At 46.3% G+C, this 20,775-nt stretch carries 9 protein-coding genes; 8 read left to right on the top strand and 1 reads right to left on the bottom strand.

Annotation, left to right across the window (positions count from 1 at the left end):
- The first annotated feature begins 35 nt into the window (after positions 1 to 35).
- Positions 36 to 2,354, top strand: a complete 2,319-nt coding sequence (locus MYF79_RS15050) for a family 20 glycosylhydrolase (protein ID WP_247814792.1) — start codon at positions 36 to 38, stop codon at positions 2,352 to 2,354.
- 822 nt (positions 2,355 to 3,176) lie between these two features.
- Here MYF79_RS15050 and MYF79_RS15055 read toward each other — a convergent pair.
- Positions 3,177 to 6,335, bottom strand: a complete 3,159-nt coding sequence (locus MYF79_RS15055; protein ID WP_247814793.1) for a TonB-dependent receptor — start codon at positions 6,333 to 6,335, stop codon at positions 3,177 to 3,179.
- A 707-nt stretch (positions 6,336 to 7,042) separates the two neighbouring features.
- Between MYF79_RS15055 and MYF79_RS15060 the strand changes: the two genes are divergently transcribed.
- From MYF79_RS15060 to MYF79_RS15090, 7 genes are all read left to right on the top strand, one after another.
- Positions 7,043 to 7,756 carry a hypothetical protein gene (locus MYF79_RS15060; protein ID WP_247814794.1) on the top strand — a complete coding sequence of 238 codons (714 nt, stop codon included), beginning with the start codon at positions 7,043 to 7,045 and terminating at the stop codon, positions 7,754 to 7,756.
- A 17-nt stretch (positions 7,757 to 7,773) separates the two neighbouring features.
- Positions 7,774 to 8,481, top strand: a complete 708-nt coding sequence (locus tag MYF79_RS15065) for a hypothetical protein (RefSeq protein ID WP_247814795.1) — start codon at positions 7,774 to 7,776, stop codon at positions 8,479 to 8,481.
- A 115-nt stretch (positions 8,482 to 8,596) separates the two neighbouring features.
- Positions 8,597 to 10,999, top strand: coding sequence for a hypothetical protein (locus MYF79_RS15070; protein WP_247814796.1), 2,403 nt, complete (start codon positions 8,597 to 8,599; stop codon positions 10,997 to 10,999).
- 7 nt (positions 11,000 to 11,006) lie between these two features.
- On the top strand, positions 11,007 to 12,104 hold the full coding sequence (locus MYF79_RS15075; protein WP_247814797.1) for a hypothetical protein: 1,098 nt from the start codon (positions 11,007 to 11,009) through the stop codon (positions 12,102 to 12,104).
- Positions 12,104 to 12,607 (top strand): hypothetical protein, encoded by a 504-nt coding sequence (locus tag MYF79_RS15080; protein ID WP_247814798.1) that lies wholly within the window; start codon positions 12,104 to 12,106, stop codon positions 12,605 to 12,607. The genes MYF79_RS15075 and MYF79_RS15080 overlap by 1 nt, the downstream gene beginning before the upstream one ends.
- The gene (locus MYF79_RS15085) at positions 12,604 to 19,953 is read left to right on the top strand and encodes a hypothetical protein (protein WP_247814799.1); all 7,350 of its coding nucleotides are present in this window, start codon (positions 12,604 to 12,606) and stop codon (positions 19,951 to 19,953) included. Before MYF79_RS15080 ends, MYF79_RS15085 begins: the two co-directional genes overlap by 4 nt.
- A gap of 18 nt (positions 19,954 to 19,971) precedes the next feature.
- Positions 19,972 to 20,757: a hypothetical protein gene (locus MYF79_RS15090; protein ID WP_247814800.1), complete on the top strand. Its 786-nt coding sequence runs from the start codon at positions 19,972 to 19,974 to the stop codon at positions 20,755 to 20,757.
- The last annotated feature ends 18 nt before the right edge of the window (positions 20,758 to 20,775 follow it).

Genomic DNA, 20,775 nt, shown 5'->3' on the forward strand with positions numbered 1-20,775 from the left:
TGCCTGCTTCCTTTATCATGCTTAAAGAATCTATTATGTTCAAATCATTCAGGCTTACAGGCGTCATGGCACTCAGCGCACTATTGGGCGTATCTGTTGCCCGGGCGCAGGAGGCAGACCCTGCACGTTATGCTTTAGTGCCCTATCCACAGGAACTGACGCCCAGGCAGGGAGAATTTGTGATCACCGCCAGTACCAAACTGGTATTGCCCGCCAACAAGACATTTTTCAGTAATGAAGCCGCACAATTACAGGCACTGGTAAAACAGGGACTGGGAAAGGCTTTACCTGTTGCTGCCAAAGCGGGTACAGGGGCCATTGTACTGAAGCAAAATGATCAGCTGACAGGGGAAGAGGATTATACGCTGGATGTAACGCCACAACAATTGGTGATCTCTGCAAAGACGCCTACCGGTATGTTCCGTGCCATACAGACCGTCCGGCAGCTGATGCCGGCTGTTATTGAAGGTGTGAAAGCCGGAAAGCTGGCGAAGATCACTGTGCCGGCTGTACAGATCACGGATCATCCTTCTTATGCCTGGCGTGGTATGCACCTGGATGTGTCCAGGCACTTCTTCTCTGTTGACTACCTGAAGAAGTTCATCGACCTGCTGGCATTGTACAAAATGAACAAGTTTCACCTGCACCTGACAGACGATCAGGGCTGGCGCATCGAGATCAAAAAATATCCGCTGCTGACAGCACAGGGCGCCTGGCGTGAATTCAATAACCAGGATTCCGTATGTATGCAGAAGGCGAAGACCAATCCGGATATGGAGATCGACAAATCCCATATCATACAAAAGAATGGCAAAACCCTCTATGGCGGTTTCTATACACAGGCACAGATGAAAGATGTGATTGCCTATGCGGCAGCCCGTCATATCGACATCATCCCTGAAATTGATATGCCGGGCCATATGATGGCGGCTATCAAGTCTTATCCTTACCTGAGCTGTGTAGGTGGCTCTACCTGGGGCCCGCTGTTTACCACGCCTATCTGCCCATGTAATGAATCGACCTTTGAGTTTGCAGAGAATGTATACTCAGAGATATTCGCGCTCTTCCCTTCAGAATACGTTCACCTTGGAGCTGATGAAGTGGAAAAGAGCACCTGGGCAAAATCGCCCGCCTGCGAAGCGGTGATGAAGGCCAATAACCTGTCTTCCGTAGAAGAGCTGCAGAGCTATTTCGTGAAGAGGATGGAAAAGTTTTTCAATTCCAGGGGGAAGAAGCTGATCGGCTGGGATGAGATCCTGGAAGGCGGTATCAGTCCTACTGCGATCCTCATGTACTGGCGTAGCTGGGTACCTGATGCACCTGTGAAAGCGGCAAAAAATGGCAATACCGTGATCATGACACCGGGTAATCCGTTGTACTTCGACGGTATTCCTGACCGCAACTCCGTTTCCAACGTTTATCATTTCGATCCGGTCCCTAAAGGTCTGACACCGGAGGAAGGAAAAGCTATCATTGGTGCACAGGCAAACATCTGGACGGAATGGATCCCTTCCGAGAAACGTGCCGACTTCATGTTCATGCCGCGTATGACAGCGCTGGCGGAAGTGCTGTGGACACATAAGCAGGATTATGATAATTACCTGAAAAGACTGAACGGTCAATACAAAAGGCTGGACAAACTGAAAGTGCATTACCGTATGCCTGACCTGGATGGTTTCACTGACGACAATGTGCTGGTAGGCAAGACCGTGCTGAAACTGGAAAAACCGGCGCCGGGTATCACTATCCGTTATACTACCGATGGTACAGCGCCTTCCGTTAAATCGCCCGAACTACCGGAAGCGTTCATCGTACCTGGTCCGGGTACTATCAAACTGGCTTCTTTCAGCCAGGGCGGCAGTATAAGCGATATTTACACGCTGAACTACCGTCAGCAGTCTTTCTTCCCGCCGGTGACCGTAAGTGGCTTACAGAGCGGCCTGCAGCTGCAATATTTCAACGGCTCCTACAAGAGCGCGGGTAAACTGCCGGCAACAGCAGATAGCCTGGTCAACGTCAATAACGCGATCATTCCTGAAGGTATGGGCAAAGGCGGTAAAGCCTTCGGCGCCAGGCTGACCGGTTATATCGAGGTGCCGGAAACGGCTATATACAGCTTCTTCCTGACGGCAGACGATGGCGCGAACCTCTACATAGCCGGTGATAAGGTCGTAGACAATGACGGCTGGCATGCACCGGTACAGAAGAGCGGACAGGTGGCCCTGCAGAAAGGGCTACACCCGTTTGAACTGCAGTTCGTTGAAGGCGGGGGCGGTTATACATTGAAACTGGAATACAGGGTGAATGGGGGGAAGATCCAGCAGGTGCCTGATGCCTGGTTCCAACGGAAGTAAGTGCATGAAAATGTAAAAAGAATGGACCGTCTCATTGAAAAATGAGGCGGTTTTTTTATGGTTTGTAAGATTTCATATGTCAAAGAGCATGTTCCTGAAATGCCTTGACTGCTTTATATTTCAGCAGTTGTACGCTTTCATGATGCAATGTTAGGAAAGATTGAAAAGTGGTTTTGAAGGATGTACCTGAACTGCAAAATCATGTATACAAGCCGCAGAAACGGGAGGACGAAATGCAAAAACAAGGGTTCCCGGATGGCGGAAATGTGCAGTTATGCTTTGCGAAATTCAGATGTGTTTTCGCTTCGGGTGTACCTGAGGGATAGCAGAGGTTCGGTGTTTTTCTGTGCAATATTTACTATTAGCGCTAAGTAGCCCGGTTTCAGTATGGGATCACTGGCTGTAGTTCTTCGAAGCTGTGTGCTATCAGGCTTTAGGAATCGTGTGGGCTGTTGAATATGGATGAAACCCCTGTCAATCGTATGAACATGCTTTAAACAACTAAGGCCAGCGATTCCCATCTGAAACCGTTGCTACCTATGCGCGGCCTCAGGAGATATTGCTTCGGCTGTGTAACAAAATAGTGTTTAGACAACTATGACAGCTGCCGAATTTTTTTGCCGCTTTTATGCCGTCCTGATACCGCTTTAATACCGCTAATGCTGCGTTAATCTTACGTTCGTGAACGTACCTTTAACGTAGGATTAGCGGTATTAAAGCGGTATAAAGACGGGAAAAAGGCACGTTTTGTCTTCACACAGGAAACGAAAAAACGGCCTTGCATAAGCAGGCCTTTTTTTGTTTAGGAAATATCCTGTGAGATCAGAATCCATATCTCAACCCGATCTGTACCTGGAAAGGATTACCACTTAGGCTGGAAACCCCTGCATTGGTATTTACGGCATAGTTGTAGGTATTGGTGTTCGGATCAAAGCTCTTGATGGTGTACAGGTTAGTAGTACCCACGTTATGGTTTACACCCCATGACTTATTCAATGAGTTGGCAACGTTGAACAGATCTCCTGATATTTCAACGAACTGTTTCTTAAACGTCTTTATTTTCTTGCTCACCCGGATATCGAATACACCATAAAATGGGTTTTCACCGCCATTCCTTTCCGCGATTTTTCCAAAGTTGCTGGTGATATATTTTTTGGTGCTTTCTTCCACTTTAGGATTGTTCAACAAAGCGTTGATACCATCCTTGATGTATTGAGGAGTGCTGGCTGCTTTCGGATCGTAAACATATGCCAGGTCGTTGGTGGCAACGAAGTCGCCGTTCATGTTACCATTCACCGTCAGTGAATAACGGGTGCCTCCGATACCGGAGAAACGAACGCCTACGCTGATGCCCCAGAAGGTAGGTGCGGTACCGTATACCACTACTTTATTTCTGAACTGGTTATCAGAGTAAGACATCTTGCTCAGGTCACGCGGATCGTCTTTAACGTATTGTACCAGTGTTGCTGTATTGGCCACGTTACCATTGTAGGAGGTGTTGTCTTTGGTGCTGTTCCATGTGTAAGAAAAAGCGATCTCTCCATCTCTGAAGTAACGGTATGCACCATCAACCACGAAGGCCATCTGGTTTACTTTTCCGGTGCTCTGCAATTCCAGTACGCGTCCTACTTCTGTGGTCTTACGGCTCTTTGTCCAGTCGGCAGCGCCATTGGAGGCGTTGATAGTATTGGCTGGAACGTATACACCGCGATTGTCTTCCTGGGCAATGCGGAAGTAAGGCTGATCCACCATGTTACGGTCAATATAAGTATAGTTGTTCCGTCCCAGTGTCAGGTAGCCGTTGAGGCTCACCCTGAAGTTCTCGGTAAAGAAGTGAGAATAAGAGGCGTTGGCCTTGTAAACGGTAGGTACTTTTGCATTCTTTCCGTTCATGTTAATGGTGGCCAGTTTCGGAATATTCGGATCGTTTATCAGGTTCATACCGGGAGCAGTAGCGGGATTCTTCCTATAAGAGATGAAATCAGGCGTAGGTACCTGGCTTCCTGTCAGATCCACACCAACAATATGTGAACCGTCGAACAGCATATTGTTGATCATAGAATAAGGGTTGAGTGCAGAGCCCAGGATACCGGCGCCTACACGGATGATATCGCGTTTGTTCTGTCCGACGTCCCAGGTTGCCTGGATACGTGGCTGTACCTGCAGTGTCCTCAGTTTATTAGAAGTGTTCAGTCCGAGGGTCCTGTCTACTGTTGCATTGTAGTTAGCCCTGTCCAGGTAGGCGGTGTAGTCTACACGGATACCCCCGGTGATGTCGAGGCCCGGTGCCACTGTTGTTTGTACCTGGGCATATACGTTCGGAACGAGGATATTGAATTTGATGTTATGATCGTCCGTTAAATATACATCGCGTGCATAACGGTAAGGGGTCAGGTTGTCGAAGTTGGTAAGACCGGTGAAATAGAAACGTCCGTTGGTCTCACTGCCATAGATGGAGTTCTGGTTGGTGAATATAACGCCACCACCAAAGGTGAAGTGTGATTTGCCGACATTCCAGTAAACGTTATCGATCAGCTGTACCTGGTGATTGTTGAAGTAGTCGCCGCCATAACGCTGTCCTCCCAATTGGATGGCCGTTGTAAGTGTTGCACCTTCGGCATTGGAAGATTGCACATTCTGTACGATAGCTCTTGGGATATTATCAGCCGGCAGCTGCGAGTTGGCGAACAGTTTATTATACTCCCAGTAGTGCTGCAGTTTTAATTCGTTCGTTACGCGGGAACTGATAGCAGTACGCAACGAGGCCATAAGGCTATTGTTGATACTTTTGCGGCTGCTGTATACTTCATAGATATTGATGGCAGTATTGTCTCCGTCGGATTGGTTATCCATATCATAGATAAAGTTATCCCTGATGGTGAGCAGGTTTTTTGCATTCAGCTGCCAGTCTATCCTTCCGAATACCGCATGTGTATTTTTCTTTTTGTCGAACTGTCCGACCTGGGGAGTGTTGGCTACTCCGTATTTGCTTCTGGCAATAGCCAGGAACTGATCCAGTCCGGTCTGTGTGATATTGTATCTCTTTTCATCGTCGGGCGACTGAATATAGGCAATGCTCAATGGACGAGAGTCTTCCTGGTGATCCCATGCAAGGAAGAAATGCGCTTTGTCTTTGATGATTGGTCCGCCGATAGAGAAACCATATTGATAAGTAGAGAAGGGCTGGTTACGTTTTTGTCCGTTAAGCCCATACTTACTGGACAGCCAGTCGGTTCTGAGGAAGGTAAAGGCGCTACCTGTCAGGGTATTGGTACCTGATTTGGTCACAGTACTAACGGTACCACCGCCGGCATTACCATAGGTAACATCATATTGGTTGGTCACCACCTGGAATTCCCTTACTGCTTCCATAGAGATGGAATAAGCGCCGGTTGGTTGTCCGCCGGAAATAGTACCTCTTGCCGCCATACCATCAATGGTAAAGTTGGTAGCAGAAGCGAGTTGTCCGGAGAGGTTCGTGCCACTGCTCAAAGGGGAGAGGTCCATCAGTGAGGTGAAGTTACGTCCGTTCACCGGCAGTTTGGCAATATCCTTGGCTGTTACAGCAGTTGCCGCACCGATATTTTCCACCTTATTTTTGTTGGAGCCGGCAGTAACAACAACGGCCTGCAGTTCTGTTGTTTTCTCCTCCATTTTAAAAGATACCGCCAGCAGGTCGCCCTGGTTCAGGGAGTATCCTGTTTGTTTTTGCGACACCATTCCCATGGCTTCAACGGTAACGGAATAGGGAGTACCTAAGGGCAGCTCTTTCAATAAGAATTCTCCCTTGTCGTTTGAAACAGCCCTGGTCTGAAACCCGGTAGATTCATTCTTTACCAGGATCATAGCACCTGGTAAAGGTGCGCCATCTGCTCCGCGCACCTTACCGGAAATGCCGGCCAGGTTGGCTTGTGCGAAAGAGCAAACAGACGCTAAGCACAGAAAAAAGGTAAAGAACATCCGTCTTTGACAATTCGTCATCGTAATGGATTTTGGTGAGTAATGTGAAGGTGCAAAGGTGGTGAGCGAATATTACGGGAGTTTTAGCGGAGTGTTAAGTTTGAGTAAAGGAATTATTGTTTAAATGAGTAAAAAAGCTGGCGTAGCGCTATATACGTCCGGGTGGGGAAAAAGGAGTTACAATATTTTTAAAACGTTACGCATGTAGACTGCGTGCCGGCGGTCGATCTTTAACTCATTAATTCATTGGTATGAAAATCAGATCGCCGCAAAAAAATATCTCGATAAATTTGCTGACAAATTTTCTAATATTAGGAATATTATTTTTCTTTGCACTTAAGTTAGTCAGTGTATACCTATGGTTAAGTCATAATGTTCGTATCTGTCAAGCGTTGTTAACTGCCCAGCATCTGTAATGAGTGTGTGTGCTTGTGGATTTTCGGTACTTCGAATGCTACAGGATTAAAGGTCCTGGTAAATAACCTTAAGCTGATTTTCAATACTTTGTTCAGGGAAATCTATATCTATTTGCGAAGAATAGCTCTCGTATACCTATGAGCGTTTCCCGGGCTTTTTACTTTGTCAATCTGATGCGCATTACGCAAAGGGCATAGCCTGCCTTGGTGTGTCCGGGGCGTAATAATGCCTGCATTTAAAATGAGAATGAAAACAATTGGGACAATATATTTTAAGGTGCTAACTATTTGATTTTATAACTAGTGATGATTATGAATAGTAAATCAGCGTTTACTTTTTTTATATGCGGAATATTTGCCTTGAACGTCCATGCGCAGACCCCCAATCTTCAGGCGGTGACGGACGTGGGAAATACAACGACAAAAAGTATCTCTATCTGGAACAAGGATGGATTAAATATCGGTGTTGATGCGAGCACTGGCTATACTACTGTATCGCATTTTCTGAGACCATCACCAACGGAGACGAGAACACTCCGCTTTGATTGTACTTCAACCACCACCACCGGAGGCTGGGAGTTCTATAACGCCGTGCAGGCCAGGTCTGTCATGTTTATAAAACAGAGCACCGGTTTTGTGGGCATTGGCACTACAGATCCTAAAGCAAAGCTGGCTGTGAACGGCGATATCTATGCTAAAAAGGTGAGGGTAACGCCTGACGACTGGCCGGATTTCGTGTTTGAATCTGCTTATGAACTGCCTTCATTGCAGGAGCTGGAGCGTTTTATTGCGGAGCACAAACACCTGCCGGGTATTCCTTCTGCAAAAGAGGTAAGCGAGCAGGGATTGGACCTGGGCCAGAACCAGGCAAAATTGCTGCAGAAGATCGAGGAAATGACATTATACCTGATTGAGCAGCATAAGAAGTTCGTGGCACAGGAGGAGACGATAAAGGCGCAGGATAAGCAATTTGCAGCACAGGAAGAGCGCCTGAAGGAGCTGGAAAAAAGAATTGATCAAAAATAAAGGCAGGGAGAATGGTTATGTTTCGCAAGTTACTTTTTGTATTTGTTTCGATAGGCCTGACTTTGAGCGGGTACGCGCAGACGCCCAACCTGCAGACGGTTACTACGCAAGGTAATACTACTACCAACAACATTTCGGTGAGGAACGTGGATGGCTTGGTCTTTACTTCTGATCCTGTGAACCAGACGCTGAAGTCCCATTGGTTGAAAGGTTCACCCGTAGATCCGGGAGTAGTGCGTTTTGAGTGTACCTCTTCCGTTGTTACGGCCGGCTGGGAGTTTTACAATTCACAGCTGGGCAAATCTCTCCTGTATATAAGGCAGGCCACCGGGAATGTTGGGATAGGCACGGCCGATCCTAAGGTGAGACTGGCTGTAAACGGAGAAATGCTGGCAAAGAAAGTGCGGATCACTCCCAATAACTGGGCGGACTTCGTGTTTGATTCTTCCTACCATTTGCCTTCATTACAGCAGTTGGAGCACTTTATAACGAGACATAAACATCTTCCGGAGATGCCTTCTGCGAAGGAAGTAAGTGATAATGCTCTGGAGCTGGGGCAGAACCAGGCGAAGTTGTTGCAGAAGATCGAGGAAATGACCTTATACCTGATAGCTCAGGAGAAAGCCCTGGAGGAGCGGGAGGAAAGGATAAGCGAAAGACAACAGCTGCTGAGCGACAGAGAGAAGCGCTTGTCTGCCCTGGAAGCGAAAGCTGGAAATGAGTGAGTGGTGATATGTCCCGTGCTGACTTGTAGTACTTATTTTAGGAAATTCTATTGCCAAGGGAAAAGTTTCTCTTCTATACCTGGACGTGTTTCCTGTACCTGTTTTGAACTTTAATATGATGTATAAAATATACAAAAGGGCATTGCCTGTAATGGTATGCCTGATGGTATGGCTGATGCCAGCTGCTTTTGCTGACCCCTTAGTTCCCCAGGCGTTACGTGATAGTTTGCCCAACGATCTGGCTGCGGGAAGCCTGGCCAATCAGCCTGTGTTAAAATCGGCGCTTGTAAATGCTATTAACAACAAGGTAACAGATCTCCATTCGTTAGATACGGCCCCGCCGGCACTTCCTTTTAACAGGCTGGGACTTTCCGGTCTTCACCAGGGCGCCAGAACACAGTTTGTACAGTATATGAAGGCCGGCAATACATCTGCGGGTATTGCAAAAATGCAGCGGATCTTCGACGGCATGAAGGACAGCGCAAAACAGACACAATATATTGACAATAAGCTGCGTGGTTTCTATGCGTTAAGAGAACAGCAGCTTCCGGGGAATTTAACATTGCCCGGGAAGCCTGAAAATAAGGTGAAGGGCATGTCCTGGACATCCACCTACAGTGATTCCACTGCAATGATGTCTGGTTGGTGGAATGAGGGAACAATGCAGGATATTTTTTCCGTAGGAAGTATTCCCTTCCAGCTGAATTACTCGACCTTATCAGGATATGATTATACGAATACAGCTTTGCAGGATGCTCACTTTATGAAGGTTTCCTTTGATCGTGAGGCATACCTGGAGAAGATAAATCGGCAATTGCAGAAAAAATATGATCTGAAGAAATACTTTTTGGAAGACCTGGATGTGAAAAGCAGCATGAAAAAGTATGCTGCAGATCAGCTGACGGTTATTAATGGTGGCACAGACAGTCTGGGAAGAAAGCTATCTGCCGATCAGCTCATGTACCTGGACAGCGCTCAGCTGAGGACTGTCCTGATCCGGAATGGCGATACTTCGGTTGGATATTATAATAAGATCATGGCCCTGAAGAAGCAGCTGGGAGGCGTGAAGGAGATGAACAAGATGCTTGCAGGGCAGCAGCGGGTAAAGGGAGATATTGACGGATGGCTGAAAAAGCCTGAGAACACATCCCGCATTGCAGGTAATCTACTGCATATGAGCCCATTGCAAAGGCTGATGATGAACATGAAGGAATTAAAGGTTGGCAGTATCGGCGCTAATGCCAGCAAAGGATCTTTATCTGATCTGTTTATGAGCGGTGCGGCTGGTTCCTTTTTAAAGGGCAATAAGTTTATCATGCTGGCAGCGGGTAAGCGCAATGAATTAAGTGTCCAGGATGTCGGTTTACAATCAGCTACCGGTAATGGTAGTTATGGTATGCAGTTCCTGCGCATCGGCCGCGGAGATATTGGCAATAAACAAAGCCATGTATCTGTGTTAAATGCGAATGCCAGACCACAACAACAATATGGATTCAATACCGCAGCGATCCGCAGGAATGTTTTTGTAGGATCTGTTTCGCAGCAATTGAGCCTGGGAGAGCTGGGTACGCTTGACTTTGAGCTTTCCAAGTCGTCCGGTCAGTTTGGTAATGGTGGTCAGGATGCCGCGGCAGTTTCTAAATCGGCCGCCGGGCAATTCCTGGATGATATCTGGGCGACTGCCTCTATCGGGATGGCATATAATGGAGACGTAAGGAAGATAGGGCTCAGCCATAAAGTATATTTCAACTATGCTGGCCTGGGCTATGTGAACCCTGGTGCACCCTTTGCCAGCAGGGGAACCTTGCAGTATGGCTTTCTCGTAAAACGCAGCTGGCTGCGTAACCGGGCTGTTGTTAGCCTGCGGACAGACATTCGTGATCTGGCCGTGTCACCGTTAACAGACAATAAACGTAAAAGCCTGCAATATGCTTTTGACGGACGTTATCGTTTTACCCGCCGCTTTACCCTAAGCATGAACTTATTGCAGAATACCCTGAGTGAGCATACGGAAACCGGTAAATATACCGCTTTCCTCAACAGGAAGATATCATTTACCAGCCAGGCCAATGGGAAAATTGCAGGAAGATCTTTCAGCAATAACAGTAGCCTGGGATTACAACAGCTGAATTATCAACAGCCGGATGCACCGGTGAAAAGCCTGTTCATTAACGCTACATCTATGCAAACGTGGATGGCAGGACCAGGAATGGTCATAGTCAGTGCCTTGTACAGCCGAGATGTGAATAATGCAGCCGTGTATAATAACCTGCTGAATACAGAAGCCGGTTACCAGTATCTCCTGTGGAAATTGTCCTGCAGCAGTTCGCTCATCTATATGGATAGTAAAGATGTAGTGACACAGATCGGTCTCCGCCAGCAGGTAGCGGCACAGTTGTTTAAACGCTGGAGCCTGAGCATTTCCGCCGATGGCCGGCAAAACCTGAGGAACACTGCTGCCAATTATTATTATGGCAGATTCAATACCGCAATGTCTTTGCATTACCAGATAAACTAACGGCAATATGAAAGGATATAGAATATTATTGACAGGGCTGTTACTATGTGCGTTGTTGCCTCTGAAGGCACAGGTCACATTTTCCTTTATGCCGGAGATCCAGGGGCGCACGCTGGAGAATGTTTACAAAGTGAGAATGAGTAATTCCGCCGGCCGGCAGACGGTTAATCTTGTTATCAATATTACCGAAGCGAAATCAGGAGCGGTAGTTACAGTACGTACCAACCCTTTTGAACTGATGCCAGGATTAAACACCGTTCCTCCGGGAGCAGTATATAATGCTGCGGTTTCGTTTGGTAACAGCAGGATTGCCACTGTTATAAGACAGAGTGGTTTCTTCCCCGAAGGGGACTACGACTATTGTTTCCAGTTGTATGAAGGCAGCAGCCATAATACTGCGCCTATCGGGGAACAGTGTTTCAGTTATAACCTGCAGCCATTCAGTGCGATGCAGCTGATACAGCCTTATGATGGCGATAAGCTGTGCGACAAACGCCCCACATTTTCCTGGCAACCACTGATACCGTCTGTGAATGGCGTCATGTACCGCCTGCTGCTTGTTGAGGTAAAGGAGGATCAGCAACGTGCAGAAGCATTGCGTATGAACCTGGCTGTTATTAATCAACGCCAGATCCCAATGCCTATACTGCTGTATCCTTCGCTGTCCAACCAGTTGGTGGAAGGAAAAAAATACGCCTGGCAGGTAGCGGCGTACAAAAATGACCTGCTGCTGGCGGAATCAGAAATATGGGATTTTACCGTGGAGTGTGAGAAACCACCTGTTAATCCGGTTCCTGACGCATTCAGGAACCTGGAAGACCTCACTAAAGGCAACTTTTACATTGCCCGTGGACAGCTACTCTTTGCATTCAATAATACCTATGCGGAGACTAAGCTCCAATATAGTATCCAGTGTCTGACAAAACCTGATCAGCGGATAAAGAAACTACCCGCTGTGAAAGTAGCCAGAGGGATGAACCAGGTAGTGATTGATCTGTCAGGTAAGAGTGGTTTTGTAGATGGCTATTTCTACATCATGGATGTGAAGTTGCCGTCAGGAGAGCAGAAACAATTAAGATTTATTTATAAACAACCAGAGGAGTGATGATAAAGCAGTTTATAGCCGCATGTTGTGTAGTACTGGTTTGTGCCTGTGGTGCGGGTAAGAAAGACCTTGCACAGTCCATGAAAGATAATGAGCTGGTACAGGAGAAAACAGTCAATGACTACGTATTCAGATTGCAATATATGCCATCTGAGCGTGGCGCCGGAGAAGATACTTCTTTGGTGTACTTCCGTTTGAATGTCTCTAACGGCGCAGGTGTGCCAATGAAGGGAACAAGCGATCTCAGTTACAGCTATGGACTGGATACGCTTTTCTCGCTTGTTAATGCGACAGATACTATTAGCGCTGTAGACATCACCCGCGTTGCCAACGGTACTGTCAACGGTGTAGAATATATGCTGGTTTTCGACCGTGCGAAATTATATGCGCGGCCGGATTGTAAACTGTTGTTCAGGGACTGGCTGTTCACACACCAGTTCATTTCCTTCCCATTAAAGGGAAGTGCTATTGCCCATATTGATTCTTTAAGTCTGAAGATATGATGATCAGAAATGCGCGTACCCGTGTACGGATCGCTTGTTTTTTTCTTGTTTTGTTATTAGTGCAGGGGCTGACGCCTACTGTGGCCTGGGCATTGACCTCAGGGCCTGTGCAACCTGAAACTAAACAGTTTCAGGCTGCAGGGACCAGTGATATGGTGGACCTGTTTACAGGTGATTTTAAGTATAATATTCCTTTACTTGACGTAGGCGGATACCCTGTGAACCTGAACTATCAGTCTGGTTCCGGAATGGATGATGAGGCCAGCTGGGTAGGACTCGGCTGGAACCTGAATGTGGGTGCTATGAACCGGAATATCAGGGGCATCGCGGACGATGCGAACGGGGATACTGTGACGACGGAGAGTTATATGAAGCCTAAGATCACTGGTGGGGGAAAGTTGACGGTGCGGGGCGAGATCTTTGGCCAGGGTATTCAGGGTTCATTGTCATTAGGCATATTTTGCGACAACTATACAGGGTATGGCGCTGAAATAGGAGCCAGCGCTGGTACGTCATTGTCATTAGCCAATTGTGGCCCCCTGACACCTGGTGTTGGCGCAGGCGTAGGGTTGACATCCAGCACAGCAGATGGTGTTTCCGTTACTCCAAATATTTCTGCGTCACTCAGATATAATATGATTGCGGGGAATACAGCTTCCCTTACAGAATCATTGAGCCTTGGATTTAACACAAGAGAGGGGTTAAAAGGATTAACGCTCAGTACTTCTTATTCCATCACGGGTACAAGAATTTGGTTGGAAGACAAAGACCGCCATATAACGGTACATCGTGAAGATGGTAACACATCAGGCGAGCTTTTCAGTTCCTCAGTGAGTTATAATACTCCCCCTTTTTATCCTAAAAGTAATATTACTTTTAAATCAACCAATTCAACTTACAAGGGAGATATTGGAGGTGCCGCTGTAGGTATTTTCACCGGCGCTGGTGTAACGGGATATAAAGTGAAACGCGAGGTGCTGGACAGAACAAAAAGTACCAGAGCCTATGGGTTGCTGTATGCGCAGAATGGTTCAAACATTCCTGATGCGTTGATGGATTTCATGAGAGAGAAGGATAATCCTGTCATCCCTGATATGAATAATCTGGCTGTGCCCATTGCTACACCTGATCTGTTTTCTTATAGTAACCAGTTTGGAGGCGGACAGGTCCGTTTATACAGGCATAGCAATGGCGTTGTGTTCGATAATGAGACCAAGGATATTTCCGATAATAAGTCTTTTAGTGCAGAATATGGTGCTGGCGCCTATTTTCATGGGGGAACATCTGTATATGTACAAGACATCACCAATGCAAATGGCAAATGGAAGGAAGATAATGGCTTTCTTAACAAGGGAGATTTTGCCCCCAAAAGCACCTTGGAAGAGGAACCTGCATATTTCCAGCAGGTGGGAGAGAAACATGTGGATGATCCTGCATTTTCATCGAGGATACTGGGAGAGGATCCTGTCAGTGTTCCGTTGTCCGGAAAGGTGGCGGAAGGTAAATTGACATCAACAATATGGGGAACTGTAAACTCTGATTCGGCATATAAGAAGGTAGGAAGACAAGTGCGCCGCACAGCTGTAATGTATCTGACGGCCAAAGAGGCAAGTTTTGCAGGACTTGATACAGTGATCAGAAGTTATGACCTGAATAGACTGGATAGCGGAAAATTTAATCCGAAGCCTTGTAATGCTGTATCAGGCAAGATCATACCGAGGGTAGATGCGGTCCGTAAAGCACATCACATTTCCGAAATGTCTGTTACCGGGGATGATGGTAAGAGAATGGTATATGGAATACCCGTTTACAATAAACGGCAGGATGAATACACATTCGCAATGGCGCAGGGAGCTACTGTTGACAAGAACACTAACCTTGCAACATTTGCCAGGAATGGCAGTGAGATTGATTATCGTTCGTCAGGTGCAACCGATCAATATTATCATAAGGATTCTCAGCCAGCTTACGCCACCTCCTATCTGCTTACTGGTATATTGTCGCCGGACTATGTAGATATGACCGATAATGGTATTACGGAGGATGACCGGGGAACTGCATTCAAATTCAACTATTCTAAGTTGGAGAAAGACTTTCATTGGCGTACCCCATATGCAAAGGATTCTAACCAGGCGCAATTTAACCGTGGTTTGAACGCTGATCCTGACGATGACAAGGGCTCTTTCGTATACGGTGAAAAAGAATTGTGGTATCTGCATTCCATCGAGTCTAAAACAATGATCGCATATTTCATTACGGAGGATCGTAAAGATGCGCTAGGCTGTAACTGGTTAGGAGTAAAGGATACTACCGTTAAACAACAGCTATTGAAGGAGATTCGGCTGTACTCAAAGAACGATCTGACCACGCCTGTCAAAACGGTGGTATTTTGCTATAACTACAACTTGTGCCCAGGAGTTCCCAATTCGGGAGCGAATGGAAAGCTGACCCTGGAGAGAGTCTATTTCAAATATGGCAGTTCAGATAAAGGCAAACATCACCAATATGTGTTTAGCTATAATGAGGGGCAAAACTATGCTTATATGTCAGCTGACCGCTGGGGTACGCTCAAACCTGCGGGAACCAATAACAAAGATGGCTTTGGCGATTTAAGGGGTGATGAGTATCCTTATAGTGCACATGACAGTACTGATGCTGCGGCGAATGCAGGAATGTGGCAATTGAGTGAGATTACGCTGCCGACGGGAGGGGTCATAAATGTCAGCTATGAATCAGATGACTATGCCTATGTGCAGGATAAGAAGGCGATGGATATGAGCACAATACAGGCAATGTATGATAAGGATGGCAATCCGGTTGACAATCTGCTGAAGGCGAAAACTTTTGACATCAGAATTGATGATTCGCATTTTAGTACGACAGACAGGCAGACATTTCTGGATACATGCCTTAATGGAGAGGAGTACCTCTATTGCAAACTGTTTATAAATGTTACAGATGACGTCTCGTCGACTAATGATTCGAAATATGATTTCATTCCCTGTTATGCAAAGATAAAAAGTGCGCGGGTGAGTAATGGAATAGCCAAAGTGACATTTGAGGATGATACGGAAGGTGGGGTGGAGGTAAATCCATTTGCGAGTGCGGCGTGGCAAAGGATGAGATTAGAATACCCGAGATATGCATACCTTGGATATAAGAGCCGTATTACTGACGATAAACCAGTTGCTGCTATAGTTACCGCGATAGCAAATGCTACTTCTAATCTTTCTGAATTGATAGAGAACTTCAATAAGAAGGCAATGAGGAAAAAATTCGCAAGTAAAGTGAAGCTGAATAAAAGCTTTGCACGTATTGTGAAAATGAATGGAAGGAAATTGGGAGGAGGCCTTAGGGTTAAAAAAATAACCATGTCAGACGAGTGGGGCAGTATGGTGAGCGGGGAGAATCAGGCGCTTTATGGTCAGGAATATGAATATACAACCTGGAGGGAGAATGCGCTGATCAGCAGTGGGGTTGCTTCTTATGAGCCGGCTGTTGGCGGAGATGAGAATCCGCTGCGGCAACCTGTCAAATATACGCAGAAGGTAAAATGGGCATTAGATAACTTTTTCTATCTGGAAGAGCCTATGGCGGAGTCTTTATACCCGGCGCCCGTTGTCGGATACCGTGAAGTAAAGGTACGCAACCTGGGAGCTGGAGGTGAAAGAGACCAGCAAAGTAAAACCGGCTGGTTAAGCTATGAGTTTTATACAGCAAAGGAATTTCCTGTATTCGTACAACAGACCCCAATACAAAAATACCTGCATAAACCTAATGCCTGGTCTTCATTCTTTGGAGGTAATTCCGTTTATGAGCAAAGTATGTCCCAGGGATATGTAGTATTCCTGAATGACATGCATGGAAAGGAGAAGGCGGAAAAAGTGTTTAATCAAAGCGGTCAGGAGATCTCTTCTACAGAGTACTTCTATAATGCAGAAGAATCCGGTGGCACGCAAAGACTTAAGAATATAGTGGACGTTGTAGACAATACGGGTACGATCACAAAAGGTAAGATCATTGGTCGGGACATTGAAATGATCACTGATATGCGTCAGTCGGAAATGAAGAATAAAGGAAAGAGCATTAACCTTGGAATGGATGTGATCCCTTTTTATGGTTACCCGCTTTATCTTCCGCATTTTCCCTGGGCGCAGAATGATGACTACCGCTTATTCCGCTCGTCTGTTGTGATGAAGACGGTTCAATACTATGGATTGATCAGCAAGGTAGTGAAGCGAATAAATGGTTCTACGAGTACCGCATCTTATCTGCTTTATGATAAATATTCAGGAGAACCCGTTTTAACCCAGTCCGGGAACGAATTTGACGATCCGGTGTATACTATGAGCATTCCGGCTTACTGGATGTACAGCCAGATGGGCATGGCTTATAAGACCTTGGGGACAGTCTTTACAGATTTCGCTACGGACGATAACGGTATTCCCAAAGATGATTTCAAACCATTCCTCACTGCGGGAGATGAGTTGATAAATGTCAACACAGGATATCATACATGGGTGATAAATTCCACTGATGGAAATGGTAATAAGTCGCTTCGCCTGATAGAGAAGACAGGCAGACTGGCCCGTGCGCAAAACGGGTTGGTGAAAATTTGCCGGTCAGGATATAGGAACATATTATCAGCACCTGCTACGGCCATTACAAGCCTTGAGAACCCAATTGTCGGTAACAAACTACAGTTGCTAAGCGGTGGCGATCTGTCAGCGTATAAGGTCTTAAATGCAACGGCTGTTTTATATGATGAGGCCTGGGGCCAGGCTGCGGATTGTAACTATAAAAGCTGTCCTGAAGGTTATGAAGAGCGTGCAGATGGGATATGTTACAAACCTGGTATGACTAATAATGCCTTTACGTATACCATCCGGTCCGGAGGATCGTCGCCGGATTATGGTAAGCAGGGCGCACACTTCTATAATTTCAATGACCAGAATAACATCGGTATAACGGGTGCCGATTATTGGCGCTCAAAGCTGGATAGCGTTGGTATCTGGCTGCAGGGATTGCCGGATGGCCGTTGGTGGGGCGCGGAGAAATTGCTGACATTGCAAACAGAGAAGGATGTATTTGTTGGTCTCGCGGGCACTAAGAGAATGAGAATTCTCATTGACGGTGTAAAAGTTGCCTGGTCTGAGGTAGATCGCGTGGAGAGTTATGAAATATGGGCACTGGTAAAATACCATTTATCGGCTGGCAAACATAATATTCGTGTGGAAGCCTGGGCGGACGATGGACGAACAGTTGGGGCGGAAATATACGCTGCTGATATGAATACCCTTTACAATGGCGATAAAGCGGCTATCGATCCTTCAATCATATTTTCTACAACCAAATTGAAGGGGGATCCTAACGTGTACCTGTATGAACTGGACGATAATGGGAAAAGGGTAAATGGGAACTATATATGCCCTGACGGTGAAGAGATCAGCATCATGAACGGTTATCCGGACTGTGGGTCAACTGCTAAAGGAACCTGTCCGCCAGGATATATGGCAAGTGCGGATGGCCAGGCATGTGTGCCCATTAACGGGCCTGTTGTGGATACTGATCCGTTATTGGATGTTAAACCGGGAACGCAGGATTCTTCCTATTCACATATGGGAGCAAGGTTTTACGATGAGTATGATCGGGTGGTTGACATGGTCACAAATTCTTTTTGGGGAATGGATGGTTGTACAAGTAGTTCAAGTCGTTTGTCAGGGGGAGACGTATCCGCTAGCATGGTTGCCAATAGATGTGGACGATTAAACGCTACAGGTATCTGGCTAAACGGAAACTTTGGTGATGCAAGGATAGGGATCAATACCTGTCTGAAAGTAGACGAAACCAAGACCTATTATATGGGAGTTGGTGCTCAGAGCAAGGCCTATATTTACCTGGATGGTGTCCTGATCAAGTCGATAGTCCGCCAGGGAATTTTTAATCCTGGTCCTTTCCCTTATGAAGAATGGAAAGTCTTTCCCGTTAATCTGACGGCAGGACAGCACGTTCTGACTATTGAGGCGGTTGGAAATGATCCGGAGCACGCTGTTGGCGTGGAAGTATATAACAGCACCATCGCTGAGTTGAAACAGAATATCACGAAAACAATATATACTACAGCAGGTATGTGGAACAAGCCTGCAGATACCTACGTGAAGGATAGTGCAGGGGAAATTATTAAACGCAGGTATAAATGCCCGTCGGGGGCTGTCGATGTTTGTTCAGGCACCTTCCAATGTGCTAACATGTCACGTAATGTTGCCATCAATCCCTATCTCTACGGATATCTTGGTAACTGGCTGCCATATAAGCAAATGGCATGGCTGACAAGTCGCTCAGGCCAGGATCTGGTTACTAATCCTACTGGTAGCGCTGGTCTTCGCAGGAATGGCTATTATGAGAAATTCTACGCATTCTGGGTGTACAATAATGGCTGGAGTATAGCAACGAACATTGAATGGGTGACGTCAAACACGATGACGATGTATGATAAGTATTCCCAGGACCTAGAGAACAAGGATGCGTTGAATCGCTACAGCGCAGCGCGCTACGGGTTCAAATCCAGTCTGCCGGTAGCAGTGGGGGCAAATATGCGCCAGCGGGAGATATTTTATGACGGTTTTGATGATTATAAGTTCAATGATCAGTGTGTGGGTGTCAGACCATGTGAGCCAGACAGGTTCAACATCAGGAATGTACTGGGGGATGGTTACGCGGCCAGCCTGGATGATCAGGACGCACACAGCGGTAACTATAGTTTAAAGCTGAATGGAGATATTACATTAGTGGCTACTGTTTTCACGAATGAACACTTACCGGGGATTTATATCGCTAATAACGCGAAAGGTGAATACTACCAGAAACCGGACGGCTGGCTGGGACTAAGAGGTTTCAATCCGGTAACGGGTAATAAGTACATTTTCTCGGCCTGGGTCAAGGATAGTGATCCATCAGGCACTGGTACTGGTATTACAATGACCGTAAACAACCACAGTGTGACAACGCTGAAAAAGAAAGCTGTTGTAGAAGGCTGGAAACTGATAGAAGGTGTATTGGATATTCCGGCATGGACCCTTGGCCGTCAGATGGAAGAAGTAACAGTAGTGTTGAATGGTGATAATGTAAATGTTGATGATATCAGGATATTCCCATATGACGGGCAGCTGAAGACCTTCACATATGACGACAAAACTCAGCGCGTAATGGCAGAAATGGACGAAAATAACTATGCTACTTTCTACGAGTATGACGATGAAGGCACATTGATCCGTGTGAAGAAGGAAACAGAAAGAGGCATCATGACAATTAAAGAGAGCCGTTCCGCTTATCGTAAAGCTAACTAGTGAAAATATTGCTATACCATGAAATTAAGTGCTAAATATATAAAGATCCTTATACCAGTTGCCGTGTTGCTGATTGCCTCAGGCGCGTTTGCAACTATCCCCGGTTTCCGGAATTGGTTTGGTCCCAGGCCTCCAAAAAAGGAAAAGAGGATTGTGATCAGGGAGAATGACGAAAAACAGAAAGCTATCATCAGTGAGCTGACAAAGCTGTTGCATGCAATGGATACTGTTACGTATATAACTGTCGCAGGAACAATGGATGCACAGGATCTGGGTGAAAAGGCTAATAATATTGCGGGTGAATTTTGTTATACCCGGCAGGGGAACCAGGGTTATTATCAGTTTGGTGACAATGAAATGGTATCGTTGACGGATGCCTACATTGTTGTAGCGCATGATATGAAGAAGATATTTGTATCTGAGCCCAAAGAGGTCGTGAATCCGCTGAGAACATCTGCCGAGATGGATGCAACGTTTTTGTCAAGAGAAACATACAATGTGACACGTACGGCAGATGGTCCCCTTACGCAGATTTCGCTGGTGAATAACAGGCATGCCAGCTGCCGCGAATATCACGTGTCCTTCGACAGCGCGGGTGTTATTCGCCGTTCGCTGATGCGTATAACTAATCCGATGGCGATGGAGGATATGTCAAAAGACAGATTATTAAAGGTGACTGTCCGCAGTTTTGAGCCGGGAGTAGTGCGGCAGGATCTTTTACGGATGGAACGTTATGTAACAATGCATGGCGGAAAGCTGTCGCCTGCCGGACGATTGAAGGGGTATGAATTGATTAAAGACTAATGTTGACCTCAATGTTGA

It is taken from the genome of Chitinophaga filiformis, assembly GCF_023100805.1.
Classification (GTDB): domain Bacteria; phylum Bacteroidota; class Bacteroidia; order Chitinophagales; family Chitinophagaceae; genus Chitinophaga; species Chitinophaga filiformis_B.